At 46.8% G+C, this 26,968-nt stretch carries 26 protein-coding genes and 1 riboswitch; of the genes, 5 read left to right on the top strand and 21 right to left on the bottom strand.

Annotated features, from left to right (window positions below; translation table 11 throughout):
- Positions 1-43 precede the first annotated feature (43 nt).
- Positions 44-167: riboswitch (SAM riboswitch) on the bottom strand.
- A gap of 451 nt (positions 168-618) precedes the next feature.
- Complete coding sequence (gene corA / locus C161_RS09090; protein WP_036669804.1) at positions 619-1,554, top strand: magnesium/cobalt transporter CorA; 936 nt, start codon at positions 619-621, stop codon at positions 1,552-1,554.
- Positions 1,555-1,624: 70 nt separating this feature from the next.
- On the opposite strand, the gene C161_RS09085 is transcribed toward corA, so the two are convergent.
- The 8 genes from C161_RS09085 to C161_RS09050 all read right to left on the bottom strand — a co-directional run bounded on the left by C161_RS09085 (position 1,625) and on the right by C161_RS09050 (position 8,927).
- A complete protein-coding gene (locus C161_RS09085) occupies positions 1,625-2,626 on the bottom strand; it encodes an HRDC domain-containing protein (RefSeq protein ID WP_036669802.1) in 1,002 nt (333 codons plus the stop codon).
- A 177-nt stretch (positions 2,627-2,803) separates the two neighbouring features.
- Complete coding sequence (locus C161_RS09080) at positions 2,804-3,682, bottom strand: ROK family protein (protein WP_047842269.1); 879 nt, start codon at positions 3,680-3,682, stop codon at positions 2,804-2,806.
- 72 nt (positions 3,683-3,754) lie between these two features.
- Positions 3,755-4,441, bottom strand: coding sequence for an MOSC domain-containing protein (locus C161_RS09075; RefSeq protein WP_051449669.1), 687 nt, complete (start codon positions 4,439-4,441; stop codon positions 3,755-3,757).
- A gap of 29 nt (positions 4,442-4,470) precedes the next feature.
- Positions 4,471-5,577 carry a phosphodiester glycosidase family protein gene (locus C161_RS09070; RefSeq protein ID WP_152417041.1) on the bottom strand — a complete coding sequence of 369 codons (1,107 nt, stop codon included), beginning with the start codon at positions 5,575-5,577 and terminating at the stop codon, positions 4,471-4,473.
- Between the two features lie 5 nt (positions 5,578-5,582).
- Positions 5,583-6,476, bottom strand: coding sequence for a 5'-3' exonuclease (locus C161_RS09065; RefSeq protein WP_017689620.1), 894 nt, complete (start codon positions 6,474-6,476; stop codon positions 5,583-5,585).
- 139 nt (positions 6,477-6,615) lie between these two features.
- Positions 6,616-6,981: an arsenate reductase family protein gene (locus C161_RS09060; protein WP_017689621.1), complete on the bottom strand. Its 366-nt coding sequence runs from the start codon at positions 6,979-6,981 to the stop codon at positions 6,616-6,618.
- Positions 6,982-7,371: 390 nt separating this feature from the next.
- The gene (locus tag C161_RS09055; protein ID WP_036669800.1) at positions 7,372-8,355 is read right to left on the bottom strand and encodes an RluA family pseudouridine synthase; all 984 of its coding nucleotides are present in this window, start codon (positions 8,353-8,355) and stop codon (positions 7,372-7,374) included.
- The gene (locus C161_RS09050; RefSeq protein ID WP_036610088.1) at positions 8,352-8,927 is read right to left on the bottom strand and encodes a cob(I)yrinic acid a,c-diamide adenosyltransferase; all 576 of its coding nucleotides are present in this window, start codon (positions 8,925-8,927) and stop codon (positions 8,352-8,354) included. The genes C161_RS09055 and C161_RS09050 overlap by 4 nt, the downstream gene beginning before the upstream one ends.
- 148 nt (positions 8,928-9,075) lie before the next feature.
- Here C161_RS09050 and C161_RS09045 point away from each other — a divergent pair, with 148 nt between their 5' ends.
- Positions 9,076-9,687: a DedA family protein gene (locus tag C161_RS09045; RefSeq protein WP_036669798.1), complete on the top strand. Its 612-nt coding sequence runs from the start codon at positions 9,076-9,078 to the stop codon at positions 9,685-9,687.
- Positions 9,688-9,772: 85 nt separating this feature from the next.
- Here the strand turns inward: C161_RS09045 and C161_RS09040 are convergent, their stop codons facing one another.
- From C161_RS09040 to C161_RS09010, 7 genes are all read right to left on the bottom strand, one after another.
- A complete protein-coding gene (locus C161_RS09040; RefSeq protein WP_017689625.1) occupies positions 9,773-10,315 on the bottom strand; it encodes a bifunctional adenosylcobinamide kinase/adenosylcobinamide-phosphate guanylyltransferase in 543 nt (180 codons plus the stop codon).
- 37 nt (positions 10,316-10,352) lie between these two features.
- The gene (locus tag C161_RS09035) at positions 10,353-10,904 is read right to left on the bottom strand and encodes a hypothetical protein (protein WP_017689626.1); all 552 of its coding nucleotides are present in this window, start codon (positions 10,902-10,904) and stop codon (positions 10,353-10,355) included.
- Between the two features lie 177 nt (positions 10,905-11,081).
- A complete protein-coding gene (locus tag C161_RS09030; RefSeq protein WP_179198508.1) occupies positions 11,082-11,303 on the bottom strand; it encodes an aspartyl-phosphate phosphatase Spo0E family protein in 222 nt (73 codons plus the stop codon).
- A gap of 187 nt (positions 11,304-11,490) precedes the next feature.
- Positions 11,491-12,699 carry an aminotransferase class I/II-fold pyridoxal phosphate-dependent enzyme gene (locus C161_RS09025; protein WP_036610094.1) on the bottom strand — a complete coding sequence of 403 codons (1,209 nt, stop codon included), beginning with the start codon at positions 12,697-12,699 and terminating at the stop codon, positions 11,491-11,493.
- Positions 12,700-12,712: 13 nt separating this feature from the next.
- Entirely contained in the window at positions 12,713-13,213 is a 501-nt protein-coding gene (locus tag C161_RS09020; protein ID WP_024628343.1) for an Lrp/AsnC family transcriptional regulator, read from the bottom strand.
- A 160-nt stretch (positions 13,214-13,373) separates the two neighbouring features.
- Entirely contained in the window at positions 13,374-13,769 is a 396-nt protein-coding gene (locus C161_RS09015) for a spore coat protein (protein WP_036669796.1), read from the bottom strand.
- 31 nt (positions 13,770-13,800) lie between these two features.
- Complete coding sequence (locus C161_RS09010) at positions 13,801-14,037, bottom strand: hypothetical protein (protein ID WP_036610100.1); 237 nt, start codon at positions 14,035-14,037, stop codon at positions 13,801-13,803.
- Positions 14,038-14,134: 97 nt separating this feature from the next.
- On the opposite strand from C161_RS09010, the gene C161_RS09005 reads away from it, so the two are divergent.
- Complete coding sequence (locus tag C161_RS09005) at positions 14,135-15,355, top strand: NAD(P)/FAD-dependent oxidoreductase (RefSeq protein WP_036669794.1); 1,221 nt, start codon at positions 14,135-14,137, stop codon at positions 15,353-15,355.
- A gap of 95 nt (positions 15,356-15,450) precedes the next feature.
- Here C161_RS09005 and C161_RS09000 read toward each other — a convergent pair whose 3' ends face one another.
- The 4 genes from C161_RS09000 to C161_RS08985 form a co-directional block, all read right to left on the bottom strand.
- Entirely contained in the window at positions 15,451-16,665 is a 1,215-nt protein-coding gene (locus C161_RS09000) for an MFS transporter (RefSeq protein WP_036669793.1), read from the bottom strand.
- 129 nt (positions 16,666-16,794) lie between these two features.
- Positions 16,795-17,361 (bottom strand): hypothetical protein, encoded by a 567-nt coding sequence (locus tag C161_RS08995; RefSeq protein ID WP_036669791.1) that lies wholly within the window; start codon positions 17,359-17,361, stop codon positions 16,795-16,797.
- A 119-nt stretch (positions 17,362-17,480) separates the two neighbouring features.
- A complete protein-coding gene (locus C161_RS08990; protein WP_081745925.1) occupies positions 17,481-17,933 on the bottom strand; it encodes a DUF350 domain-containing protein in 453 nt (150 codons plus the stop codon).
- A gap of 37 nt (positions 17,934-17,970) precedes the next feature.
- Positions 17,971-20,337, bottom strand: a complete 2,367-nt coding sequence (locus C161_RS08985) for an endonuclease MutS2 (protein ID WP_036669790.1) — start codon at positions 20,335-20,337, stop codon at positions 17,971-17,973.
- 188 nt (positions 20,338-20,525) lie between these two features.
- Between C161_RS08985 and C161_RS08980 the strand changes: the two genes are divergently transcribed.
- Together C161_RS08980 and C161_RS08975 are read left to right on the top strand one after the other, a co-directional pair.
- Positions 20,526-20,885 carry a phage holin family protein gene (locus C161_RS08980; protein ID WP_036610114.1) on the top strand — a complete coding sequence of 120 codons (360 nt, stop codon included), beginning with the start codon at positions 20,526-20,528 and terminating at the stop codon, positions 20,883-20,885.
- 217 nt (positions 20,886-21,102) lie between these two features.
- Positions 21,103-21,498, top strand: a complete 396-nt coding sequence (locus tag C161_RS08975) for a cytochrome C oxidase subunit II (RefSeq protein WP_373461337.1) — start codon at positions 21,103-21,105, stop codon at positions 21,496-21,498.
- Positions 21,499-21,602: 104 nt separating this feature from the next.
- On the opposite strand, the gene C161_RS08970 is transcribed toward C161_RS08975, so the two are convergent.
- On the bottom strand, positions 21,603-24,311 hold the full coding sequence (locus C161_RS08970; protein ID WP_036669775.1) for a hypothetical protein: 2,709 nt from the start codon (positions 24,309-24,311) through the stop codon (positions 21,603-21,605).
- Positions 24,312-24,449: 138 nt separating this feature from the next.
- Complete coding sequence (gene pheT / locus C161_RS08965) at positions 24,450-26,903, bottom strand: phenylalanine--tRNA ligase subunit beta (RefSeq protein ID WP_036669772.1); 2,454 nt, start codon at positions 26,901-26,903, stop codon at positions 24,450-24,452.
- Between the last annotated feature and the right edge of the window lie 65 nt (positions 26,904-26,968).

Raw genomic sequence — 26,968 nt, 5'->3', positions numbered from 1 at the left:
CTCGGATTTCGAGAAAGGTCATATGTAAAATAGATATGCGCCTCTCTCATCTCTCAGTTACAACAGTGCCACCTGACACTTAGTCGCTGCAAGAATTAGCACCGTGCGGTATACCGCCGGTTGCCGGGTTTCATCGGGCCAGTCCCTCCACCTACTCTTGATAAGATTTCGCTGTATTAGATTGTAATTAAATCTGGTTCACCGTCTACTTTATTACATTAATGCCCTCACGTCAAGTTGCAGTTCGATGTCTGCTTCCCAGATCGGAACCGTTCATCATCCGTTGTCATACACTGCCTCAGGGCGCGAAATAGACACATTTTTGCGCTTGAAAGCACCTTGTACCAGCGGTATACTAAACAAGGTGTTATAAACCCTTATGTGAGAGGTGACATATTAAATGGATGGCGACCCGAGGCCTGACTGGCAGCCGAATTCCGACAAACTGCATAAAGAATTAACATCAGCATGCCGGCAGCGGGACGTGACTTCCGTTTGATTATATAGTGAACGCAGCCCTGATCTCCAGGCTCCGCTGCCGACCGGCTGATTTGTTCTTTTTGCGCCCATAATGATAATATCCGCCAAGTTGGCGGGTGCAGAAGGAGTAGATTAACGATGAAAATCCGGTTGGTAAACAACGGTGTATTTATTCCGGTGGACGACATTCAGCAGGCGCTGACTCCACCAGCGGAAGGATTTTACTGGATTGATGCAGACATAGACGATTTGGCGGTACTTCAGCCGCTGTTCTTGATGCATGATCTGGCTGTGGAAGACTGTCTTAGTGACGAAGAACAACGTCCGAAGATTGAAATTTATGAGAACCATTATTTTATTGTGATTAATAGCATCCGTTTTGATGATGAAGAGATATTTCTACGTGCGGTCAACTTATTCCTCGGCAGACATTTCATTATTAGTGTTACCAAGCACAAGGTCAGCGAATTGCGCACACTGAAACCCATCCTGTGGGAACAGGAAATCAGTACACCGGATCGTCTGCTGTATTTGCTGGTTGACTTGATTGTTGATAATTATTTCACCGTAGGTGACCGAATTGAAGCACGGATCGAGAAGCTTGAGGAAGACATTCTGATGCACACCAAAAAGTCACATCTGAATGAAATTATCGGGCTACGCAGTGAGATTCTGTGGCTGAAAAAAGTCCTTGGACCTCAGAAAGAGGTCATTAACACCTTGAATAAAAAAGATCTGCGTCTCATCGATGATCAACTGCAAAAGTATTTCAGTGACATCTATGAGAATGCTGTAAAAATATCTGAAACCTTTGAGACTTATCGCGACCTGATGGGCAACTTGCGAGAAGCCTACCAATCCAGTATTGCGAACCGGGCGAATGAGATCATGCGTGTATTTACCGCCATTACCACGGTCTTCATGCCGCTGACGGTCATTACCGGTATATACGGCATGAACTTTACGAACATGCCAGAGCTTAACTGGAAATACAGCTATTTTGTTGTGATTGGCCTAATGGTTACCCTGGGCCTGAGCATGTTCTTCATTTTCCGCAAGAAAGACTGGGTATGAACTCGTATGAAATAACAAAGACGAAGCGCTCCTCCGGGAGAAACGCCTCGTCTTTTTTCATTTCTGATTATTAACCAACATTCTTCTCTGTCTCTGCGTGCCGACGGAAGCGGATTCGAATCATGCGCAGTCTTTCATAGACCTGCTCCAGACTTCCTCCATCGGGTTTCTCTCCTCCATACACCTTATGTAATACTGGCTTCAGGAACGTATCTCCCAGCTCCTCATACGCACTCCATACGGCCTCTTGTTCGTTCTCTGGCATCACTGCCAGCTCCACATCAAGAAGACAATCGGTGTCATAACCTTCGTGATCCAGTGCCTCTAACAGCTCAACCAACTCGCGTCGGGATAATCCAGATCGATTAACAATCTCCTCTAATGTATACCCTTCCTTCATGCCTTCAAGCACCTGCTTACGCGTGGTAAACTTATCAAGTTCCTGCTTGTACTTCTGCTCTCTTTGCTTGTATAACCAGCTCTCATACTCTTCTTCCTTCAGCGCCGTGTATACCCAGTCCAGCGGGAATGTCGTTGAACGCTCCAACCCGTTTGTAATCTCCATCCATTCCGCACCATACTCGGTTGCTTTGCTCTCCCCTACGCCCGGCAGTTGCATCAGTTCATCCAGCGATTGCGGAACAAAGGCACTGATCAAACGCAGCAGACGATTCGTTGCAATAAAATACGGTGCCTTCCGGTCAGACACAGCTCTCTTCCTGCGCCATGTGCACAGATCCGTATATAACTGCTCATTGCCGTATAACTCACTGTAACAATGGAGCCGCTGTCCACCATAACTGCGTGACTTCAGATCATCATTCTCGTGAAATAACCCCTGCAACTGCGGTCGGTACCCCTCACTCATCTGTATGGCAAGCTGATGACGGTAAATATGAAGCAGCTCCTCCCAAGAAGTCCCTTCATACCAGATGCTGTCCTCACGCTCTCCTTCCTCGTAGCGACTCCATCCCAGCTGCCAACTATCTTCCTCTTCCCCAATCCATAACTGTGCATACTCTGCATTCTGATCTGACATTCTGGACAATCTGTTCATGAAAATGACTTCCATTTTCGTTCCCTCCCTTTGAATATTCAGCTTATACGAGTTAGAGATACTACCTATAGGCAGCACAAAAAAAACACCCCTCCTGCAAAATCCATGCAAGAGAGGTGCTTCCTCATTAACCGTACTATGCTGTTTCCCATATCATACCACAATGGTAAAATTCGTCAATCCCTTAATGACCTACTTATTCAATGCCAACTTGGCAAGCGCCAGTGAACCACACAGACCCGCATTGTCACCAAGTCCTGGTGAAACAACATACTGGTCAATGTCGGATTGAAGTGCCGGATGCTGAACGTATCCAGCCAGCAACTCCTGCAGTTTGCTACGAACCATCGGGAACAGGTGCTCCTGCTTCATTACTCCGCCACCCATGACAATTTTCTGCGGAGAGAGAATCAGAACATAGTTCATCAGGGCGTGTGCCAGGTAATGTGCTTCGATCTCCCAAGCTTTATGATCTGCAGGCAGTTCATAAGCCGGTTGCTCCCAACGTTTGTTAATGGCCGGTCCTGCTGCAAGGCCTTCGAGGCAGTCACCATGATACGGACAGAAACCCTCGTATGTATCCTCCGGATGTCTGCGTACAATGATATGTCCCATCTCTGGATGTGACAATCCATGGACCATTTTACCGCCAACCACAGCACCTGCACCAATACCTGTACCCACAGTGATATACAGACAGCTCTCAAGACCTTGTGCAGCGCCCCAGGTTGCTTCTCCAAGTGCCGCACCATTCACATCCGTATCAAATGTCATCGGCACATCAAAATGCTCCTTGAGCTTGCCAATCACGTTATACTGTCCCCAATGTGGTTTAGGTGTTGTTGTGATATAGCCATATGTTGGGCTTCCTTCAATCGGATCAATCGGACCGAATGAACCTACACCCAGAGCTTCAATGCCTTTGCCTTCAAAAAATGAAATCACTTGAGCCATGGTCTCTTCCGGTGTTGTTGTTGGAAAACTTACGCGTTCCAGAACTTCTCCGTTTTCTGTGCCAATACCACATACAAATTTGGTTCCGCCTGCTTCAATTGCGCCTAAGATCGTCATGTTAGTCACACTCCCAAGTTAGTTTAAAAAGGAATTCGAATTGCTTTACTTGATGACACGATAATTACCCTGCTACTTGTTCTCCAGCTTTGACAATCGTTTCATTAACGTTTGCCTCCAGCTGTCTGACAGCGCAGGAATGGCCAGCAACGCCTGAATACCTTCGACATTTTCTTTCCCCTGATGCATGATTCGATTGGCTTCAAGAACCGTCATTGAGGCTGGATCGGTGCTGATCCGTCGAAATATCGATGAAGGCCTTACCTCACCTTCTTGCAGTACACGAAAGTAAAAGCCGGTATATCCACTCTCCTGAAAATAAACAGGCAGCTCCTTATAGTCATACCTCGCACCCAGCTTGAAGCAAGGTTGTCTGGGCTGACTGACCTGCACTGTGGCTTCGCCCAACTCGTACACATCACCAATCCGTACGTCTTCTTCGGCACAGCCTTCAACTGTCAGATTTTCTCCACAAGCTCCCCAATCCAGCTTGCGATCCATCAGTTGTTCCAGCGCCGGATAACGACTGTAATCGTATACACAAACGGCTTTGTCAGGGCCGCCATGATGCACCAGATCCGCCTGCGCGTCCCCTGTCATTCCAGTGAATGACAGGAAAACCGCGTCGGATACAGGATGTTTCACAATGCCGCTCAGCACTTCACGCTTCTGTCCAGGGAGCGGCTGCGGCAGTCCTACATTAATGGCCAGAACAGCTGTATTGCCCTCCCCTGGCTTTCGATCAGATGTGAGTGTCATTTGCGTCTACCTCCCATAATCACTTTCTTTTAACGCACAGAGCCGCCAAATACGAGTGTATTACTCAAGAGCCGGCCTGGTGAAGTCAGCATTTTGCCCCCGGCATACATACCTGAGGATGCACCACCATCCAGATTCATGGCCTGTTTGGCACCAAGCTTCTGCATCACCGCTGCCCACTCCTTGATTGTTGCTCCGGAAACGGTAGCCAGCATAACAGAACCATCCGCCATGATCGCGATACCACTTCTGGCTCCGGAAGCGTTAAGAATCTTGGCATCCTTGAAACCTTCGCTCGTCGGATTGACAGCTACCTTGCCGTCTTTCACCAGACGTGGCCCTGCTCCCACAGCAGTCACTACATCTTGCCAAGGAATCTCTTTGCCTGCTGCGTTCGTATACTTATAATTCATTTCTACGGTCGAACCAACGGTGAAACGATCCGAAGAAGACTTCTGGTTACCTGTGAAGACCAGTACCGAGCCATTCTTAGGAATCGCTACATTTGTATTAGGCACTTTTTTGGTCACGATACCTTTCTCCATAACAACCGCAGTGCCACCTTTGAACCCGACTGTGGCACCTCGTTCAGGCGTATACAGCATCGTAATGCTTGCGTTCGCTGAAGGTGTTCGATTAATAAAGGTCGCATACCAACTGCGTGATTTACCTTTTGTATCCGTTACTTTACCTGTCAAACTCACCTGAAGTGAATCCATGATCGCCGAGCCGTCTTCCTTAAATCCGATGGATGTTCCGTATCTTCCAATATGTATGACCTTACCATTTGCTATTAACATACCGTATGGATCTGGTGCTCCGTTATATGCTTCAAAAAATGCTCCGTTAATGGCTGCTTGCGCACCATAGGCTTTCACAATCGATGGCAATGTTGCCGTCTGACCAACTTGCTTCTTCGCGAGTCCCACGGTAACCGGTGTTCCCTTTGGAATCGAAACGGTCTGTACGGTAAAATTACGTCCTGCTGCTTTTACTTTCTGTACTTTGGTGCTAATTGCTGCTTTGGCATCCACTGTCTGTGGTGCACTTACTGCTCCCGAAAGAATTACGGGCAAGGCCAGGACGAGGGCCATAGCCCCTGTCCACCACTTTTTACCTGTTCGTACGTTCTGCATGTTGCTCACCCTATTGCCACTCCCATCCAAGAGCCAAGGCTCTTCATCTCAAGTTGTTCAAACTTGTCCATCACCATATCCGGATCAAGACGCAATTCACAGATATCCAGCGCACAGGCAACCGGAACAGCACAATGAATCTCTGCCAGTTTGCGGGACAGATGAAGCATGTCCAGATCATTCTCAATCTTGTTACGCACCGAAGGGGTCAGTTTATCCATGTTGCTCAGAATCCCTTCAATGGAGCCGTATTCCTGTACAAGCTTCAACGCTGTTTTCTCACCAATCCCCCGTACTCCGGGATAATTATCGCTGGCATCTCCCATCAGACCCTTCATGTCAATCACTTGACGAGGTGTCAGTTGTTTCTCTGCCATGAGCGTTTCAGGGTTGTACACCATGTAGTTGCCATGGCCTTTTTTCATAATAATGATACTTGTGCGGTCATTGATCAGTTGCAACATGTCGTGGTCACCCGTCAGTACCATAACATTCATATCGGTCTCTTCGGTATAATACTTCGCAAGCGTCCCGATGCAATCGTCGGCTTCGAATCCTTGTGCACCTATATTCGGAATACCCAGGCTATCCATGACTTCACGAATCAGAGCAAACTGGGGAATCAGGTCATCCGGAGCTTCAGCTCGGTTGCCTTTGTAAGCTGCATATTCTTCACCGCGGAACGTCTTACCGCCCATATCCCAACAACATACGACATGACTTGGCCCAAAAGTCTGAACCGCATCCCAGAAATAACGGATAAATCCGTAGACTGCGTTGGTAGGCAACCCTGCCTTTGTACGTCTGATATATCCGCTTGCAGATGTCGCATAAAAAGCACGGAACAACACCGCCATACCGTCTACCAGCAACAAAGTAGGTTCATTACGTTGATTCACTTGAATTTGTTCTCTCCTATCTAAATCTAGCATATAAAATATCGAAACTAATTCTATCATTATAGCATAGTTCCGCCAACCATCGTTCAGCCAAAAAAGCCCTGAATTTTGAACAATTCAAGGCTGATATTCAGCGCGTTTATGCGTTATTCCATTCCTGCTCGTACGTTTCTTCCTTGAATCCAACCGTCACCTTTTCTCCATCCGTAACGATCGGACGTTTGATCAGACGACCATTGGAAGCCAATAAACGAATCTGTTCATCAGCTGACATTCCCGGAAGTTTGTCCTTCAGTTGTTGTTCTTTGTACACTTCCCCACTCGTATTAAAGAACTTTTTCACTTCCAGTCCACTCTTTTGGATGAGTTCTGTTAGTTCAGATTCTGAAGGCGGTGAGTCAAAAATAGGGATTAACTCCAGCTCATGTCCTTGAGCTTCAAGCCATTTTACAGCTTTGCGGCATGTGCCGCATTTGGCATATTGATATACTTTTAAGTTACTCATGTATGTGTTCCTCCTCTGCTCCGGTTTCGACTTCTCGCTTCCCTTGGTTTGCTTCGCAAATCCAAAAGTCGCTCCAAATCGATACCATCGCCATGTAATTTTACTGACTTTTGCGAATGAGATCAAAACACATTCGCTATATTTTTTTGGGTCAAAATCTCACAACTTTTGTATCCTTAAAAGCTTTTGAAATTTGAATTCTTGAAATATTTAACATCAAATTGGTAAACATCAATACATTAAACCATAATGATTAGCCTACGGCATGTTGTTCGGGTGCATTAAGCATCCCTCACAAGGGTAAGACAAACAGCGTTGAACTCCAAACAGGACAGGCCGTGCAGGAAACTGCGATACGAGGTGCAGATCTAAGGGACTCGTCGCAGCTTCCTACAGTTCTTCTCTGGGAGCTGCCTCATCATTCAAACGTTGCTCCAGCGCGGCCATATCTGCTGGAAAAGGAGCTTGGAACGTTATGCGTTCCTTTAGAATTGGATGTTCAAACGTCAGCTCACAAGCGTGTAATGCCTGGCGTTCGATCCAGCTGTCCCGTTCTTCTCGAACAGCCATGGTCTGCTCATCGATCTCATGCACAGGTAGTGTCTTGTACATTCGATCACCTATCAACGGGCAGCCGATGGACGTCATATGTACCCTGATCTGATGGGTTCTGCCACTTTCCAGCTTGAGGCTTATCGCACTGGCGCTGCCCCCTGACCAACGTGTTACGGTCGTGTACAACGTTCTTGCAGCGTAGCCATCAGGTGTTACGATTCGGCGGTGTGGCTCTTCAGGATCGCGATCGATCGGGCCATCTACTGCCCCCTGTTCCGGGACAGGACTGCCGTGCACAAGTGCAATATATTTCTTGTCCACTGTTCCTGCAATCATCTGTTCAGAGACATGTTGATGGACATAAGGGTTCTTGGCTATGGCGAGAACACCTGACGTTTCCTGATCAAGGCGATGAATCGGTCTAAACCGAAAGCGCTCGCCCTTGGTTTTCCAGTAATGAACAACGCCATTTGCCAAAGTACCTGTATAATGTCCATGTGTCGGATGAACGATGATGCCCGCATCCTTGTTGACAATAAGCAAGTGCTCATCTTCATACAGAACGGTAAATGGAATAGGCTCGGGCAAAATATCATCCGATTCCTCTTGCTCCATCCGAACTTCAACGACATCACCCGCAGCTACCTTGACGCTAATGTACACGCGCTCTCCATTAAGCATGACACCTTGCTCCGTCAGCTTAATTTTGGACAAAAGCTTACGCGACACCAGCAGCCGCCGCTGAAGCACGGTCTTCAGCAGCCAGCCATCTTCTTGTTCGGTCACCGTGTAGACAATCGGCGAATAATACTGGCTCATTCTTTGCGGCGGAAGACTTTTTTGCTCCGCACATATTCAATATCGGCCACCTGTTGTCTCGCGTTGGCCGTCCGTGCAACCACGAAGAAATAATCAGACAGTCGGTTTAGATACCGTCGTACAGACGGATTAATATCTGTATGTTGTCCAAGTGTTACCGTGCGACGCTCTGCGCGACGACATACAGTACGGCACACATGAAGAGCAGAAGACAGCTGACTGCCACCAGGAATAATGAACCGTTCCACTTTTGGGTTCTCTGCATCATACTGGTCGATCCATTGTTCCAGACGTGTGACCATTTCATCTCTCACCTTATATTTGGTCTCACTAATCTTCACAAAGGCCAGATCCGACCCGCAATCAAACAGTTCCTGCTGAACTTCCAGCAGATGTTCACGCAGATCTTCAAATTCCCCTTGAGCAGAGTCAATAAGGCTGATCGCCTGGCCTACAAAACAGTTCAATTCATCAATCGTGCCATAAGCCTCAACTCGGTCATCATCCTTGATGACGCGTCCACCGATGACCGAAGTCTGTCCTTCGTCACCTGTTCGTGTATATATGCCCATCGTTATCCCTCCAATTGGTAATATAATAATGAATACGGGAATGCCATTTTTTCAGAAACCCGTCTATCGCTTTACACGTATATAAGAATTGGTGTGCTCTGCCGAGTATACGACAAATCAAAGGAAACCAAAAGTAAAGGAGACGATTATGCAAAACTGGATAACCGATTTCATGGAACAATACGGCTACATAGGCATTGCACTCATTATTGCTCTTGAGAACGTATTTCCCCCGATTCCATCCGAAATCATCTTGCCGTTTGGCGGATTCATGACCACCTATACCAGTCTCACTCTTCCAGGAGTTATTATCGCCGCAACTATTGGTTCTGTCTTTGGTGCTGTGATCCTGTATGGTATTGGTTTACTCATTGACGTCGAACGCCTTGAGAAAATTGTGGAACGCTGGGGACATGTTCTGCGCATCAAAAAAGAGGATATTCACCGTGTCGATGCATGGTTTGACAAATATGGCATGTGGACCGTATTATTCTGCCGAATGGTTCCCCTCGTTCGTAGTCTTATCTCCATTCCCGCAGGCATGTCCAATATGAAATTTGGTTTATTCCTTCTCTTTACAACCATTGGTACATTGATCTGGAATGTCATTCTTGTCTGCGTTGGTGCTGCGCTTGGCGCATCATGGGAGAGCATTTTGCACTTTATGGACGTCTATTCCATTGTAGTGTATGTCATTCTGGCCATCATTGTCATCGGATGTATCATCTGGTGGATCAGACGTAGCAAAAAGCAGAAATAAAAAGGATAGCTTAATAAATAAAGCCTCCTCGCCACCAATTCGTGGTTAAGGAGGCTTCTTTATGTCACCCGTTTATGTCATCTCGCTATCGTTCATCTTCATTTCGCATGCCCTGACTCTTAAGATCGATAGCCAGACCAGATACCAGCAAGTACATCTTTTCAGCATGTATCTGCAGCATCCGATTAACCGAAGCCATTCTCGCTGTAAATATTCGTTCTTCCTCGGTAGGATGCAATGTGCCATGCATTTCATTGGTAATCACAAGCAACTTCCCCTGATAAGACAATAATGCATCAAGCAAAAGCTGTGTCTCTGAACGCTGATGATCCAGATCCTCTGTTGCCCTGAAACCGGCAGCCATCCAGGAGGTCAGACTGTCTACAATTACAATTCGCTGATCCGCCAAAAACAGATTGGATTCCCGATTAATCTGGGTGATCACCTCTGTCAGATGCTGACCGTTCCCGGCATGAATGGCACGATAATGAGCGGATGGCAATTCGGGAATAACGGGATCATGATCACCGGTGGATAAATATACACCCTCCCGGCTAATCCCGGCTGCGTACTTAAGGGCAAACCGGGTTTTACCACTACCTATGCCGCCTGTGACCGTAATCAGCAATCCGCTTCCCTCCTTCCATAGCCATTCTGAATTTTCTTTACTCTGTCAGCGCCTTCAGCACTTTTTTGGATTCTTCGACATTGGAAGATGACACTGGAATGGTGGCGAACAAATTGCTCGCAGCATATTCTACATCTTTAAACATTTTCATATCTTCGAGTGGAATGCCGTAAAGATGTGATTCTTGCTTGAGATCTGAACCTCCATCTCCTTCACCCTTCTCTACCAATACTCCACCCTCAAATACACCCCGTTCAAACTTCTTGGGATCAAAAGTATCATCCAGCGGAACATTGGAGCCATTACTTCCGTATTGTTTCATGTCGGATTCAGGCAATATGAAAATATCATGTCCTCCAGCCGCATATTCTACCATAATTTTCTGAACATCATACATCGCACTGGTGATCACTTCTACCTTGGGTTCCTCGCCCAGTTTCTGTTGCAGATTGGCCTGTAACTGCTCTGAGATTACAGATGGATTTCCTTGGTTATCAATGATGAAAATCGAAAAACCATCTTTACCTCCACAACCAGCAAGCAGAAAAACGATAGAAATGATTGCAGTAAGCCCCCAAAATCTCTTCATTCCAGTTCCCCCTTTAGTCTCCTATGTCCAATATATCACAATTGTTCCACGCAAAAAAATAACCTGGCTTATCGGGGGATCACCCTGCCTTTACACACAAAAAAAGAAGACCTTCTCAGGTCTCCCTTTCTTTACTTTCTAATTCGATTAATGAAACGTTTCAATCCAGCATAAACGTTATTTTGCTTTAATCGGGTTAGCCTTCATATATTCATTAATCTTTAAATCCAGCAAACTGCTGATTTCAATTACAATATCGGATGTGAATGATTTCTCTTCGAGGAAGATCTGTTCCATCTTGCGACGAAGCATATGAATTTCATCTTCCAAGGAAATGTCATGCAAAGATGCGTTATCGGGTTTCACCGACCATCGGTCGCCATGATCGCCTTCTGCCAGATAGTGCCCACGATTCGTCGGTAAATCATATTCAACACAAAACAAAGCTAACCCCTCCTTGGAAAAATGGTTTCCAAATTTATGAAAACTTATTTCAAATTGAAATTATATCACATTATTTTGTAAAAGAAAGTTATTTTTTTCAATGATAAAAATGTCACATTTTTAAAAAGATTCTACTTTAGTATTAACCCTCTTTTTGCAGTTTGTAAACAAAGTTTCCGATTCGTTCCAAAGCTTCATTTAATTGGGTTACAGAAGTAGCATAAGAACAACGCAAGAAGCCTTCACCCTGAGGGCCAAAAACATTGCCCGGAACAGCAGCCACTTTATTCTCCGTTAACAATCGCTCAGCAAACAGGTCTGAACTCATACCCGTCTTTTGAATGCTCGGGAATGCATAGAATGCTCCCTGAGGTTCATGACAATCAAGTCCAATATCCCTGAATCCCTGCACAATTAAACGTCTACGCTGATTATACGATTCTACCATTCGATCTTTCTCACCCAAACCATTTGTCAACGCCTCAAGTGCAGCAACCTGACCCATGGCCGGCGCACACATTACCGTATACTGATGGATTTTGAGCATGGCTGCAATAAGCTCAGGATGACCACACATGTAACCGATCCGCCAACCTGTCATTGCAAAAGCCTTCGAAAATCCGCTTACGAGAATGGTCCGCTCCTTCATGTCAGGGATAGCTGCAAAGCTAACATGTTTTTGCGTATACGTCAATTCAGCGTAAATTTCATCCGCGATCACAATCAGATCATGCTTTTTAATCACTTCAGCAATAGGCAGCCACTCTTCATACGTCATGATGGCTCCAGTGGGATTACTCGGATAACACAGAATAACCACTTTCGACTTCGGTGTGATACCAGCTTCAAGTGCTTCGGCCGTTAACTTGAACTGATCTTTCGCGTAGGTTTCAACACCAACTGGTATACCGCCACCGATAGAAGCGATTGGTGAATACGCCACGTACGAAGGTTCAGGAATGAGAATCTCGTCGCCAGGTACAATTAATGCGCGCAAAGCCAAGTCAATCGCTTCACTGCCACCCACGGTAACAATAATCTCATCCTTGGGATCGTATTTGGTATCAAACTGAGTATCCAGATATTCACTGATGGCTTCTCTCAACTTCGGCATACCTGCGTTGGATGTGTAGCTGGTCATACCTCTTTCCAGCGAGTATACACAAGCTTCACGCATATGCCAAGGGGTAACAAAATCAGGTTCACCCACACCCAATGTGATAATATCCTTGTTGTCTCCAACCAGATCAAAAAATTTACGAATTCCGGATGGAGGTATCTGCTGCACGAGGGGTGCCAGATAAGATGTCATTTTCTTGTTGTTCCCGGTTGTCTGTTCATTCACTATCATGACACATCTTCCTTTACGGCGAGATCATGAGACGGTTGTCTTCCTGATGGTCTTCAAAGATAATCCCGTCCTGCTTATATTTTTTGAGAATAAAATTCGTTTTGGTTGAAAGTACAGAGTCTATCGGAGACAGTTTCTCCGACACAAAATTAGCGACTTCACGCAGGTTGCCACCTTCTACTTCAACGAGCAGATCGTATGCACCGGACATGAGATATACGGACTTTACTTGCGGATAGAGATAAATACGTTCGGCAATCCCTTCAAAACCACGACCACGCTCCGGCGTGATCTGCACTTCAATCAGGGCCGTTACTTTTTCATCATCTATTTTGCTCCAGTTCACGACGGTTGCGTATTTCACGATGACGTGGTCTTGTTCTAGCTGTGCCACGGCGTTCTTGATCTTGTCTTCCGACTCCCCCAGCAGCGTCGACAGCAGTGCGGGAGTCCTTCTCGCGTCTTCCTTCAGCAGATCCAGAACTTTTAATTGCAGATCGTTCAAATCTTTCATGGTTTTCCCTCCAGCGTCATCCAGGTTCCTGAAAATGAATTAATACTTATATTACATGAATTTGACGTTGATGCATAGACAAAAGACCGCCTGCCCTGAATTCAGGCAAGCGGTGGTATGGTCCTGTAACGTTAGGTGCTTCAAACCTCTTTTGCAAAGGTTACATGTAATAAGGGTTACCGTAATTCGGTTGATGCTGAGACACATTAGGAGCTTGGCTATATGAACTGTTCTGCGTATTCTTTTCCTGAATGAATTGCTGACACTTTTGTTGGGTCTGGTGGGCGGACTGAATTTGCTTGTCCACGTCCTGACGAAGTGCCTTGGACGAGACAGAATACATGTTGTTTTGCTGCATCAGATTGAACAGTTCCCCTTGTAATCTTAGGGTATCGTTCGTCAGGTCTGTGAACATTCGACGTGTCATGGGGCAGGAAGCTTCCGTTGTCGCAGTCGTATATTCGCGCGAGGTTCGTCTTAAATCTGCAAGAATCGACTTCAGCAGATCCTGCTCCTGCATAAAAGCGCCATTAGTTGATAAAGATTGAGAATACATGCGTTTTCCTCCTATACAGTTAGAGTTGTCTTCAATTACTGACTTGCGCCGGTGCAAGAGACTGATGTTGCTGCAGTGCATTGACAAGCGTGTTCAGATGTTGTTCATGTGAGCGAACATAGTGATTCAGAGCTTGTTGAATTTGTGGATTATGTGTGATGGAAGCTGTGGCTGCACACTGCTTAATCAGCAGTTCTTCATTGGTGATAGAGTCCGCAATGTAGTTCAATTCCTTGGGACTCAGCGCTTGCATAGTATGATTCTGCATGTTTCGATGGCCTCCTCGGCATAAAGTTTATGCGCAATTATTGTTAACCCGGTCACACAAAAGTATACAAATTTAAATTATAAAGGAGATGTTTCTAATGGATCTGGTCTATGGCACACCTTTCTGGCCCTCCACTTTCAATTCAACATTTAATTATTCTGCTCTGCAAGAAGACATCTCTTGTGACTGCCTCATCATTGGTGGGGGCATGGGGGGCGCATTGACATCTAAACTACTCACGGAACAGGGTGTTAACACTGTTGTGATTGATAAGCGAGACATTGCCAACGGCAGCAGTTCTGCCAATACAGGTCTTTTACAATACACCAATGACAAGACACTAACCTCATGTATCCACACTTTTGGTGAAGCAAAAGGCGTACGTTTTTATGAGCTTTGTCGTGAAGCCATGAAACAACTTGCTCAAATTGCAGACAGCCTGGATACAGACCCTTGGTTTATCCCACGAACAAGTCTTTGTTTTGCGAGCAGTGAAGATGATGTGGCCCTATTGGAGGAAGAATATCAGACCTTGAAGCGTTATGGTTTTGAAGCTGAACTGTGGGATGCCAACAAAATAAGCCAGCATTTCCCCTTCAGCAAACCCGCTGCACTGTACACCATGGGAGATGCGGAAGTGAACCCCTATCGTTTTGTTCATGCCTTGTTTGAATCCGCCAATAAGCGTGGCGCTCGAATCTATGGTCAGACGGAGATGATACACTGTGAATACGATGAAGATGGTGTAGTCTGCCACACTGCCAACGGTAAAATCCGTGCCAAGAAAGTCATATTTGCTGCCGGTTACGAGACACAGGACATCAAAAAGGATCGCGGAGCCTATCTGAAAACGACCTACGCGATTGCTACCAAACCGTTGTCTGATCTTAGTGAATGGTTTGAACACAGCATGATTTGGGAGACAGCTCGCCCATATTTGTATATGCGAACAACACCGGACGGAAGAATCATCGCAGGCGGTTTGGATGAAGAAACACCTCGAGAAGATCAACGTGAAATACGTTCAAAACACCGGGGAGATACACTCCTGGAAGAGGTCCGTTCCTATTTCCCTTTAGATGATCTTGAAGTCGATTATGCCTGGGGCGCTGTGTTTGGTAATACGAATGATGGCCTCCCCCTGATCGGTACACATCCCGATTATCCGCATTCATATTTTGTAGAAGGATATGGAGGTAACGGAACCGTATACAGCATGATTGCTGCTTCCTTAATTGTGGATGCTATTACTGGCAAACAAAACCCTGATATGGATCTGTTCTCTCTCACACGTACAAGTAAACCATCTCCTGTATAACCAACAACTGAATCAATACAACTACAAATAGGGTACAGCACACGGAAAGTTCTCTTTTCCCGCCGCTGTACCCTGTTTATATATTGGGAAGCCTGCTAAGCCGAGGGCTCTTGCCCTTCCGTTCGGTTCAATAACTTGCGCATAAAGATCCATCCAATTAGCGGAGAAGCACCGAGGACAATAATAAGCCAGGTTAACATGCGTAGAGACGGAGCATTTAAGACTGTCACAATAAATATGGTCAACCCACATAGTCTGCCAAGCATCAGGCATAACTCTCTCAAAACGACAAGTTCAACCCTTTTCTCCACATTTTCGCCACTTGTGCCCATCATGTCGAATCCCGCTGATATCATCGGTAATACATATAACGGCATCGCAACAGCACTCCCAATCCCCATGATTAACAGCGTACCATAGGTCACTTTCCAGAGAAGAGGAAGAAGCACAACGAGCAGAATGAGGGCTCCAATGAACATGCCTTTTGATCTATACTGTGGTTTAAACCATTTCCCGGCTGCCCAATAACTTACTAGTGCCACAGCAGAAGTGATGAGTGAGAACTGCCCCAATTTGTACTCCTGTGCGGTAGCCAAATATACAAGCAGTGCAATCAGGAAGGCAAAGACACCTTCACGTGCACCCTGAGCGAACAAACCCAAGCCTAAGGTCCTCCAGGGACTATCCCGCTTGGATAGCTGTATCCAAGGTTCCGACCAGCGGTATGTACCGCTCACCTTTCTTTTTTTCAGAAAAAAACTAAAAACTACTGCTATGACATAAATAACGAGTGATACCGTGAAGATGAGCCGATATCCTGTGTTGTCTGTCATGCGAGTAATAATCAGACCGGAGAACCATGGACCTATAATTCCTGTCATCGAACCAAGTAACCCGACCCAGCCATTGAATAAATCCCTGTTTGCCCGATCCGTTATTTCAAAATACACAACATTAAATGCAATCCAGAATAGCCCCAAGGAACAACCCAGTAGCATACCCAGAGGCCATATCCAGTCTACAGCTTTGGAACCAGCCCAGAGGACTATCATATAAAATATGCCAGACAGCGCAGTACCTAGTCGTAGTGCACTCATTTTATTGTGTTCCTTGACCCATTTGCCAGCAAGCCAGAATGTCAGTCCAATGGCCAGTTGCTGGCTGAGAGTGAACCACCCCAACATGGCATAATCCGGACGGCTTTTCCACAGAAACACATTCAAAAAGGTTCCCGACAACGCTCCGGCTAACGCAAACAATCCATTCACGCCCAAAAGCAGAATGGATTGTCGGCCTAAAGTAATCTTCATCTGCTCCTCCTTCATCCACCTGAAGTGAACTATGTACAGGTAGGTCTTAGGGTTAACGTGCCCCAAGCAAGAGGAAAACATGATGAATCTTCAGGATTGCTATGAAATTGGTTAGAATCTCCGAAATGTTTATTCCTGCGTACTCAGGTTCTTGATCAGACGCAGACGATCTTCCTCAGACAGACTGTATTGAACTTGGAAACATCCAGAGCATACATAGGTCAATACTTTAAACGGTGATGCCAATAGTGACCCTTCGCCTGAAGCTGCGTTAGCAACTGGTGTGAAGTTATCCTGCGTTGCAGCTTGTGTACCTGCGAGAATCATGAATTCCCGGCAATTCGGGCACTCTGGTACTTCTTCCTGATGATCAAGTTGCTTCTGTACACCTTGTTCATACTGAATGAGATCATTACCTTCATCCGCGTATTTGGTTAACGTTCGCAACTCCGGCAATTTGAGTTCGACTTCATCCCCCCACAGATCTGAAAGATCCGTAGTCTGTTTCTCGTTCGTTACATCGTCTACATCATAGATGTCGTCCTCAGCTTCATCGTTCTCTTCATCATCGATGTTAATGTTGAGTGTACGGTATCCTTTTAACTCATTGTGACAATAAGGACACTCTTCTTCAGGACCGAGTTCCTCATCCCATACAATCTCCGTCTGACACCAAGGGCATACTGTTGTTTCCATATTGATCAACCTTTCTCTTTCATATAATCATGTATTCATTACATAGATGACACCGATGGCAAAAAACACGATCGATGCCGCAAACAGAATCCGTATCAATATCTTCATGACTGGTCCCCCTAGATAATGCTCGCGCCAATAACAAACGACAGCGAGACTGAAATAATCATGGATATCAATCCGACAGCTCGGTTATCCGATTCGATCTCCTTGTCAATGGAGAACACGGGTGTCAGGAATTCGAACAAAAAGTAGGCAATGAGCAGAAGGATAAACCCTACGAATGACCATGTCATGGCTTCATATACCGAAGATTTCGCTTGTATGCAGAACCGCAATACGTTGCAGATCCCGAAGATCTTACCTCCTGTAGCCATCGCAACGGCCACATTGCCCTTCTTGATCTCCGTCCAGCATTTATACTTGGTCACCAGTTCGAAGCAAGCCAGAAATACGAGCAGCTCCATAATCGCTACCGAGAAAAAACCGAGTACCATCCCCAAGGGATGAGACAGCAATTGGTCAATGCTTTCTATCACGCACCGTTCCCCTCTCCCATCTGCGACCTTCATGAATAAGGTCACAGAATATCATTGATTCATGGACCGGCTATTCCAATTCTGCGACGGTCACACCGTTCCCGCCTTCTCCGTAATTGCCCAGCCGGTAGCTTTTAATATGTTTATGCTTACGCAGGTAATCCTGAATACCGGAACGTAAAATTCCTGTACCTTTACCGTGAATAATATAAACTTGGCCCAGGTTGGCAAGGAAAGCTTCATCAATGAACCGGTCTGTCTCCATCAGGGCTTCTTCCAGGTTGGTACCACGCAGATCCAATTCACTTTTTACATTATCATCACGTGTGCGCTTCATACCCGTTACCGGTTTTTGCTTTGGTTTGGCTGCGGGAGCCGATTGCTGCAGTTCCAAGTCATCCAGGGATACTTTCATTTTCATAATCCCCAGTTGTACCATAGCGTCTTTGCTACCCGCCATCTCTACAACATGGCCTTTTTGATTCAAACTGTAGACAAGCACTTCATCACCAGGACCGATAGCACGAGTCTTCGGCGCTGTTGCCGTCTTCTTGACCGTTTTTCTGCGTTTCTCCGGTTCAGCCTCGTCCAGCTGTTTGCGGGCAGCAATGAGTTTGTGCTCCTTCACAGAAGCACCTTCTTCCATAGCCAACAGGCGAAGATCTGCTATAATCTTCTCCGCTTCCGCGCGAGCCTTGTCCACAATGCTACGTGCATCTTCTTCTGCTTTTTCAATCCGGCGATCACGCTGTTGTTCCAGCTTCTCCAGTTCGGTCTGATGACGACTGCGTAATTTCTCCATATCCTGGCGCAAGCTCTCTGCCTTCTCACGCTCTTGTTCGGCCGTAAGACGGTTCTCTTCAAGAGAAGCAATCATGTGCTCAATCCGTTGATCCTCTTCCTTCACTTCGCCACGGGCGTAGTCGAGAATGTAACCCGGCAGTCCCAGTCGCTCTGCAATGGCAAATGCATTACTTCGTCCAGGTACACCCACCAGAAGGCGATAGGTTGGACTCAGTGTGTTGATGTCAAATTCCATGCTGGCATTAATGACACCTTTACGCTCATATGCGTATGCTTTCAGTTCACTGTAGTGAGTGGTTGCAACCATGCGACATCCCGTCCGGTGCATATGCTCAAGCATGGAGATTGCCAGTGCGGAACCTTCAGCCGGATCTGTCCCTGCGCCAAGTTCATCGAGTAATACCAAACTTTTTGGTGTCATGTTTTTCAGAATGCGAATGATGTTGGTCATATGACTGGAGAAAGTACTCAGATTCTGCTCGATACTCTGCTCGTCCCCAATGTCTGCATAGATCGCATCAAATACACATAACTGACTGCCATCCTCAGCCGGAACAAATAAACCGGACATGGCCATCAGACTCAGCAATCCAATTGTTTTGAGCGTTACCGTTTTACCACCCGTATTGGGACCTGTCACGATAATGGATGTATAATCATTGCCCAACTCTATGTCAATTGGTACCACGTTTTCAATTGGAATCAGTGGATGACGGCCTTTCTTGAGCTTCAGGAACCCGCGGTCATTCATGCGAGGCAATGTTGCTTTCAGTTCACGAGCCAGACGTGCTTTGGCAAAGATAAAATCAAGTGATCCCAGCAAGTCGACATCATACAACAGCCACTCTCCCTGCTCACTGACAAGTGCCGTCAATTTCTGCAAAATAATTTCTATTTCGCGTTCTTCCCGAATCCGGGTTTCGCGTAATTTGTTGTTCATTGCAACAATGGATTCCGGCTCAATGAACAATGTCGCACCCGAACCGGATTGATCGTGTACAATCCCGCCAAAGTACGAACGATATTCAGCTTTCACCGGGATCACAAAACGGTCTCCTCTGATGGTGATGAGCTGATCCTGAAGCATCTTGGATACGGTAGAGGATCGAATCATGGAATCCAGTTTTTCGCGAATCCGCGCTTCTCCGCCTCGCAGCTCACGACGAATCTGCGCCAACGTTACGCTTGCACTGTCGGCAACCTCTGCATTATCGTCAATACAGATTTTGATGGCATCCTCAAGCGTTTTTTGCTCTGACAGTTGATCACTGATATAGAACAATGATTCGATGGGCTCATCTTCATGCAAAGTACCAATCTGACGTTTCAATCGCCGCGCTGCAAAGGTTGTATTGGATATTCCCAAAAGTTCGTGAGGGTTAAGTGTGCCTCCAATTTCAGCACGTTTGATGGAAACCGTAATATCTACAATTCCCCCAAACGACGGTGAGCCTTTCAAGCGATCAAATGTGAAGGCTTCATCGGTTTGCTGCAGCAACCGCTTCACTTCTTCAAGTTCACTGCTTGGTTCAAGTTGCTCCGCTTTCTTTTTTCCCATGGTCGTCTGGGCAAAGCTAAGCAATGTATTTAAAATTTTGCGATATTCCAGTGTGTGTAAAATTTTCGTGTCCAAGTGTACAACTCCTTCCAAACTATATCTGTATTATAACGAAAGAAACTTTCTTACGCTATTTAACGAATCCTTCCACACATAACTTCAACCATAACACCACAAACTACAGGTGTCAGGATTGTGCAACCTCTCCATCCCCCTTGGAGTTGCCCTGCTCAGTTCAATCCGAATAAAAGGAGGTAAACACCATGAATTTCCTGGGACATGTCGTGCGATTTGTCATCGCTGCAATTGTATTAATGGTGGTCAGCTGGATCGTTCCCGGATTCGCCGTTGGTGGCTTCTGGAGCGCTCTGTTGCTTGCTCTTGTCATTGCCCTGCTCGGCTGGATCGTTGAAGGTATCTTCGGCAAAAGAGTCAACCCGTTTGGTCGCGGTATTGTCGGATTTATCGTTAGCGCACTGGTGATTTGGCTTGGTCAATATGTTGTAGATCATGTTGAAGTCAGCCTGCTCGGTGCCATTCTCGCTGCGCTGGTTATCGGGATTATCGATCTCTTCATCCCGGTATCCACCCCTTTTGATGCCGGACGAAGCTCCAAAAGTTAATCTCCACTTCACCCTAACGTCCCCATGTATTCTCCTAAACCTCTGAAGGCCCTGTGCCGGAAGGGGTTTATTTCATTCGGGCAGTACACACGCTCTGCCGTACACGTACAATTTTCAAAAAAACGACATACGCAGCGTGTACAGGCATCCGCATATTGCGGTATGATGACTGGAGCAATCATTCAAATTTTATCCATATCACGCTTTAAGGAGGCACATGATGAAGAAAGGCATAACATGGCTTGCTGCCTGTATGTTAATTCTGGTCCTCACTGCATGTGGAGGAGCAAAACAGTCCGCAGAATCTGGCAGCAATGGATCCGATGCTGATGCTGGAGTTACAGCCAGTGAAGAATTGGTCATCAAGGCAAGTAACTATGAATTCGATCAACCTGAGTACCATCTTAAAAAAGGCGTTCCCGTTAACATTGTTTATAAAAATGAAAACGGAAATCACGGTATTCTTGTGCCTGAGCTGAATCTTCAACTGGATACCAGAAATAGCTCCAAAGTCATAACCCCGGACAAAGTTGGTGAGTTTGAAATGTCCTGTTCTGTCTTCTGTGGTTCAGGACACAGCAGCATGATCTCCAAAATTATCGTTGAAGAATAGTATTCAAGACAAGGAGCCCCCGCAGCGACGGGAGCTCCTTCTTTAGTATAACAAATTGTACCAGAGTACGTTGCCCACGAGCCAGTTCTGCTGCATTCATTCCGCTAGGTCTGGTCCTGTTCAATCAATTCAATCCATTCGTTATATTCCGTCTGCAATTTCGTATATTCATCATGCAACTGACGATATTCCGTGTTCAGCTGCTCTGCCTTCTCCTGCTCCATTTCACGTTCAACCTGTAACAAACGTAATTGATTGGCCGCTAGTTCGTAACGCTCCCCCATCTCAAGCAGTTCAGTTTCCATGATCTCTTTCTCTTGGGTCGCTTCTGCACGTAACTTGTCCAGCTGCTGTCGTTCTTGCTCCAGTCCCTCCAGCAACTCACTACTTGCAGCACTTTCTCTCTTCCAAACCGTCAGTTCATTCTCAAGTGTAGCCCAGCGTTCCTGCCATGATTGTTCCTGAGCCGCCCATTCATCTGCACGGCGTTGCCATACCCGGTCGTTCTGCTCTGCTTGTTCAACGCTTGAGCGAAGTTCTTCTTCACGTCTTGTCAACTGCTCCAGACGGGATGCCAACTCGTTCTGTTTGGTTGACAGTTCTTCGTGTTTGATCTGCCACTCCAACGCTTCTTCCTCAGTCTGGGCTAGCCGGCTCTCTTGCTCCGAGTAGCGCTCGGAAAGTTTAGCCGAAGACTGTCTCGATTCTTCAAGTGCGCTCACAATCTCTTGTTTCTCCTTGCTCAATTCATCCAGCTTGGAACTGTAATTCTCTTCCCGTTGTAATGCATCACTGTAATCGTTACGGATTTGTTTATAGTTATCCTGAAGTCGGTTCAGCTCTTCCCGAACAACATTTAGCTCAACTTCAAGCTGATTGCGTTTCTCTTCCAAAAGCTCTGCATCCTTCTGGTATTGCACAGCCTCTTCATGGTTGAAACGAGACTCTTCCTTCACCACGGACAATTCATCATGAAGGGATTGCACACCAGACTCCAACGTTTCATTTTGTTCAGCAACTTCAAGAATCTGATTCTCCAGGTCTCCGATCTCAGCCAATCGCTGCTCAGCAAGATCCTTCAAGGACTGCTCACGTTCCGTAAGTGTGCCGATCTCATTCTGCAATGTACGCACCGCAGCATGAGCCTGTTCAAGCACTTTTTGCAGTCTGCGCTGTTCCTCTTCCGACTTCACTTCAGCCTCACGAAGCTTTTGGGCTTCCTGTTCAAGCTGTGCATGTTGCTCCTGAAGTTTGCGTAGCTGTGCTGTGAGAGAGGTTTCTCTATCCACAGTTTCATTATACTTCTGCTTCCATTGTTCCTGTGAATCACGGGATTGCTGGGCAGCCTGTTCCGTTTCACGCAGAAGCTCCTGCAACTGGGAACGGTCCTCTTTCAACTGCTCCAGTTGTTGCTCCAGTTCCGTAATACGGCGCGTCTGAACTTCCTGCTCCTGTTTACGGACCCCATGCTCATGACGTAACGATTCCAATTGACCACGCTCGTGCTGAAGCTGCTGTTCTTGCTCTGCAACCATGTCCTGTGCACTGATGAGCTGGGTCATTACTTCTTCTAATTGCTCTTCGACATCTAATAGTCGAGTCTCCGCCTGTTTACGTTGGTCCTCAAGTTGCTGCTTGAGCTTGCCCTGTTCTTCTTGCAATAAGGCCTCTGCCGCAGCTTCGGCTTCTTTTGCCTGGGACGCTGCTGCTTCCTTGGCTTGCTGCAATTGTTCCTCGAGGGCTGCTTCTTTCTCCATCCATTCGAGTTCCAACTGCTCGGATAACGCCTTGAACTCCGCATTCAACTGATTTATCTCAGTCAGGCGCTTCTGCTCCGCTTGTTCCTGCAAGTCAGCCCGTTCCTGATTCGCCTGATCCGTGAGCTCTTGTGTCTGTTGCAGCGCTTTTTCTTCAGCCTGTTGAAGACGAAGTTCCATCTGTTGCTGAAGTTCGTTATATTGCAACGCTGCTTCTTCCTGAGCTTTCTTCAGATTGCTCTCTGCCTGCTCCAACTCGGACAAAATGGCCGACTCGGCTTCTTCCTTGGCTGTCTGAACCTGCTGCGCAGCCTTGGCTTCAATCTGTTGACGTTCTGCAACGGCACGGCTTTCGGCTTCTTTTAATTGAGCTGCAGTCTTGTCCTGCAGGTCTTTATATTGCGCCGCAGCTTTGGCCTGCGCCTGCTGCAATTCGGCTGCAGAACGGTTCTGAGCTTCTTTGAGCTGGGAAGCAGCCTGTGCCTGTGCATTTTTAAGCTGGTTAGCCGCTTTCTCTTCCATTTCCTTCAGCTGTTTCGTTCCCTTGGCTTCTGCTTCCTTCAGTTGTGCCGTCGCTTGGGCCTGCAATTTCTGCACTCGCTCCGTTGCTTGAGCGCGTTCTTGCTCCAGCAGCTTATTCAACTTGGCTATCTCTGAATTTTTGTCCGATTCGGACTTTTGCAACGCCTGCTCTGCTTCAATCTTCAGCTGTTGCAAATCAGCAAGAGCCTGGTCACGCCGTTCCAATTCTTGTTGATGTTCATTTTGTATGGCGTTTAACCGATTCAATTCGTTTCTCAGTTCTGTACGTTCTCCAGTGAGCATCTTCAGTTCATTACGGATTTCCTGAGTCTGAAGAGACTGTTCAGCCATATGTACAGCCGCCAGTACCGCAATACGCGGAGTATCCAGACGGGAATTTTGCTTGGAGATCGCGCCCATACGCTCATCTACCAGGTTAGCTACTTGTTTCATATAGTCGGCACTGCTGCCAACCAGTTTATAGGAAGTCCCGTAGATCTCTACGGTGACGCGTGTACGATCAGGTGTAGTCACAGTTGTGCCCTCCTTCAAGTCTGTATGTTGATTCTAAGCTGTAATCACAAAAAAGTCACATCGATCCTCTAATGCTAAGGATTCGATGTGACTTCAAACAATTCCTGCTAATCTTTGTTCAAAAAATCTTCTTTTGTCCTATTTACGCAATTCCGCTCCGAATTGCTCTTCCAGACGAGCCACTACACGGGCGTGAACTTCAGTAACTTCCTCATCGGTCAGTGTACGTTCACGATTCCGGTATACCAGTGCCATCGCCACGCTTTTCTTGTTTTCACCCAGTTTACTACCAGTAAACACATCGAACACCTGTACAGTTTGTAACCATTCACCCGCCGATTCACGAATGGCGCGCAGCATATCTCCCGCTTCAATATCCTCATTCACAACAACCGCGATATCACGTTCCATGGCTGGGAAACGCGGAAGTTCACGATAACGAATGTCAGCGTCTGCTTCATTGTAGATCGATTCAAGTGCAATCTCTGCGATGTACACATCATTCAGATCATACTGCTGTTGCAGTTCCGGATGCAATTGACCCAATGTACCGATCAATGTGCCTTCCCCGCCATCCTTACCTTCCAGGTAAACCGATGCGGAACGTCCCGGATGGAATCCTTCAGGGCTGTTTGCTACCAAGCGAATGCGTTGTTCAAGCCCCACATAGGCGAACAGATGCTCAAGAGCACCTTTCAGATCGAAGAAGTCTACTTTCTCCGCTCCAACATTCCACTGCTGGCTTGCACGATTCCCGGTGAGCAGCAAGCCCAGTACCGGAATCTCATGTGGTTGTTTGGTCAACTGATCTTCTTCAGTGAAGAACACATTGCCCACTTCAAATACAGCCAGTGAATCCTGTTTACGGTTCATGTTATACACCGCTGCATCCAGCATTTGCGGCAAAATACTCGTACGAAGCACACTGCGGTCCTCACTCATAGGCATCGCGAGTTTCACGGCTTTACTGCCTTGTGTCAATGCCGGGAACAATGTCGCTTTATCCGGGTGTACAAAGGAGTAACTGATCATTTCCTGCCAACCACTGCCTGAGAGCAATCCACGAATCGTGCGGCGCATTGCTTGAGAGCGTGTATATGCCCCTGGAGTCGTCGGTCCTTCAATCCATGTGGTTGGAATGTTGTCGTATCCGTACAGGCGTGCAATCTCTTCAAACAAGTCTACATCGAGCGTAATATCCCCTCTGCGTGTTGGCACTTCCACATCCAGCAATCCTTGATCAGCATCACCACATGCAAAGTGCAAGCGAGCGAAGATCGTTTTTACCTCAAGCAAAGACAGATCAGTTCCCAGATAACGATTCAGTCTGTTCAGCGACAATTGAATTACACGTTTCTCCGCAGCTTCTGCTCCAGCTTCCACGATTCCCTGGTGCACTTCACCTTCAGCATAACGCTGAATCAGTTCAGCCGCACGATCCAAAGCCGTAATGACCGCACCCGGGTCTACTTCCTTCTCAAAACGCATGCTTGCTTCGGAACGTAGCCCCAGTTGGCGCGACGTTTTCCGAACGGTTCCGCCGTCGAACTTGGCGGACTCCAGCAACAGATTCACCGTACCTTCCGATACCTCGGAATTCTCGCCACCCATAACCCCAGCGATGGCTACAGGTTTCACGCCGTCCGTGATGAGCAACATGTGCGGCTCCAGCTTGCGCTCCTGTCCATCCAGCGTAACAATCGTTTCGCCTTCGTTGGCCATCCGCACTTCAATATGGCCCTTTTCCAGCTTATCCGCATCGAATGCATGTAGCGGTTGACCGTATTCCAGCATGACATAGTTCGTGATATCAACGATGTTATTGATTGGGCGAACACCTGCCGCCATGAGACGGTTTTGCATCCACAGCGGGGAAGCACCCAGCTTAATGCCGGTTACATAACGAGCTGCATAGTGAATGCATTGCTCCTGTGCCTTGATCTCTACAGAGATATGATTCGCGGCTGCATCACCAATTTCAACCAGTTGGTCTTTGGGACTTGGCAGCTTCACTTCACGACCCAGGATGGCACCCACTTCATAAGCTGCACCACGCATGCTGAGACAGTCGGAACGGTTCGGTGTCAGGTCCAGTTCAAGAACATGATCGTCAAGACCAAGAACCTGGCTGATTGGCGTGCCAACCTCTGTTTGTTCCGGCAGAACGAGAATACCTTCCTGCTGATCTTTCGGCAACAATTTATCGTTCATGCCCAGCTCTTTGGCGGAACAGATCATGCCAAGGGAGACAACACCGCGCAGTTTGGCTTTTTTGATATCCAATCCACCAGGGAGCTTCGCTCCAACCAGGGCTACGACTACTTTTTGGCCTGCATCCACATTTTTCGCACCACACACGATCTGCAGATCTTCTTCCTGACCAGCATCGATGACACATACATTAAGTTTGTCTGCATCCGGGTGTTTCTCCTTGCTCTTCACATAACCTACAACAACTTTATTCACGCCCTTGTTGCGGTTCTCCACTACATCAATTTCGACACCCGCACGGGTGATTTTCTCTGCCAATTCCTGTGGCGTCACACCTTCAAGGGAAATATAATCAGACAGCCAATCTGTCGATACTCTCATGGACGTTCACTTCCTTCATCTATAAATTGGTGTTCCCGGTTCATTCGCTTGCTCTATATGGTTAA

This window comes from Paenibacillus sp. FSL R5-192 (genome assembly GCF_000517845.1).
GTDB classification, from domain to species: Bacteria; Bacillota; Bacilli; order Paenibacillales; family Paenibacillaceae; genus Paenibacillus; species Paenibacillus amylolyticus.
Note: the sequence above shows the minus strand (reverse complement) of the source record. Positions and strands in the feature narration are given on the sequence as shown.

What these genes read in the sequence shown, in the direction of transcription:
- C161_RS09015 (WP_036669796.1), bottom strand. Translation starts at nt 13,769, where the DNA reads ATGTATTCTCAATCTTTATCAACTAATGGCGCTTTTATGCAGGAGCAG.
- C161_RS08995 (WP_036669791.1), bottom strand. Translation starts at nt 17,361, where the DNA reads ATGGAAACAACAGTATGCCCTTGGTGTCAGACGGAGATTGTATGGGAT.
- C161_RS09070 (WP_152417041.1), bottom strand. Translation starts at nt 5,577, where the DNA reads ATGCAGAACGTACGAACAGGTAAAAAGTGGTGGACAGGGGCTATGGCC.
- C161_RS09020 (WP_024628343.1), bottom strand. Translation starts at nt 13,213, where the DNA reads ATGAAAGATTTGAACGATCTGCAATTAAAAGTTCTGGATCTGCTGAAG.
- C161_RS08990 (WP_081745925.1), bottom strand. Translation starts at nt 17,933, where the DNA reads ATGAAGGTCGCAGATGGGAGAGGGGAACGGTGCGTGATAGAAAGCATT.
- C161_RS09080 (WP_047842269.1), bottom strand. Translation starts at nt 3,682, where the DNA reads ATGACGATCTTAGGCGCAATTGAAGCAGGCGGAACCAAATTTGTATGT.
- C161_RS09000 (WP_036669793.1), bottom strand. Translation starts at nt 16,665, where the DNA reads ATGAAGATTACTTTAGGCCGACAATCCATTCTGCTTTTGGGCGTGAAT.
- C161_RS09010 (WP_036610100.1), bottom strand. Translation starts at nt 14,037, where the DNA reads ATGCAGAATCATACTATGCAAGCGCTGAGTCCCAAGGAATTGAACTAC.
- C161_RS09050 (WP_036610088.1), bottom strand. Translation starts at nt 8,927, where the DNA reads ATGGGCATATATACACGAACAGGTGACGAAGGACAGACTTCGGTCATC.
- corA (WP_036669804.1), top strand. Translation starts at nt 619, where the DNA reads ATGAAAATCCGGTTGGTAAACAACGGTGTATTTATTCCGGTGGACGAC.
- C161_RS09035 (WP_017689626.1), bottom strand. Translation starts at nt 10,904, where the DNA reads ATGAAGAGATTTTGGGGGCTTACTGCAATCATTTCTATCGTTTTTCTG.
- C161_RS09075 (WP_051449669.1), bottom strand. Translation starts at nt 4,441, where the DNA reads ATGACACTCACATCTGATCGAAAGCCAGGGGAGGGCAATACAGCTGTT.
- C161_RS09045 (WP_036669798.1), top strand. Translation starts at nt 9,076, where the DNA reads ATGCAAAACTGGATAACCGATTTCATGGAACAATACGGCTACATAGGC.
- pheT (WP_036669772.1), bottom strand. Translation starts at nt 26,903, where the DNA reads ATGAGAGTATCGACAGATTGGCTGTCTGATTATATTTCCCTTGAAGGT.
- C161_RS09055 (WP_036669800.1), bottom strand. Translation starts at nt 8,355, where the DNA reads ATGAGCCAGTATTATTCGCCGATTGTCTACACGGTGACCGAACAAGAA.
- C161_RS09085 (WP_036669802.1), bottom strand. Translation starts at nt 2,626, where the DNA reads ATGGAAGTCATTTTCATGAACAGATTGTCCAGAATGTCAGATCAGAAT.
- C161_RS08975 (WP_373461337.1), top strand. Translation starts at nt 21,103, where the DNA reads ATGATGAAGAAAGGCATAACATGGCTTGCTGCCTGTATGTTAATTCTG.
- C161_RS08980 (WP_036610114.1), top strand. Translation starts at nt 20,526, where the DNA reads ATGAATTTCCTGGGACATGTCGTGCGATTTGTCATCGCTGCAATTGTA.
- C161_RS09025 (WP_036610094.1), bottom strand. Translation starts at nt 12,699, where the DNA reads ATGATAGTGAATGAACAGACAACCGGGAACAACAAGAAAATGACATCT.
- C161_RS09060 (WP_017689621.1), bottom strand. Translation starts at nt 6,981, where the DNA reads ATGAGTAACTTAAAAGTATATCAATATGCCAAATGCGGCACATGCCGC.
- C161_RS09005 (WP_036669794.1), top strand. Translation starts at nt 14,135, where the DNA reads ATGGATCTGGTCTATGGCACACCTTTCTGGCCCTCCACTTTCAATTCA.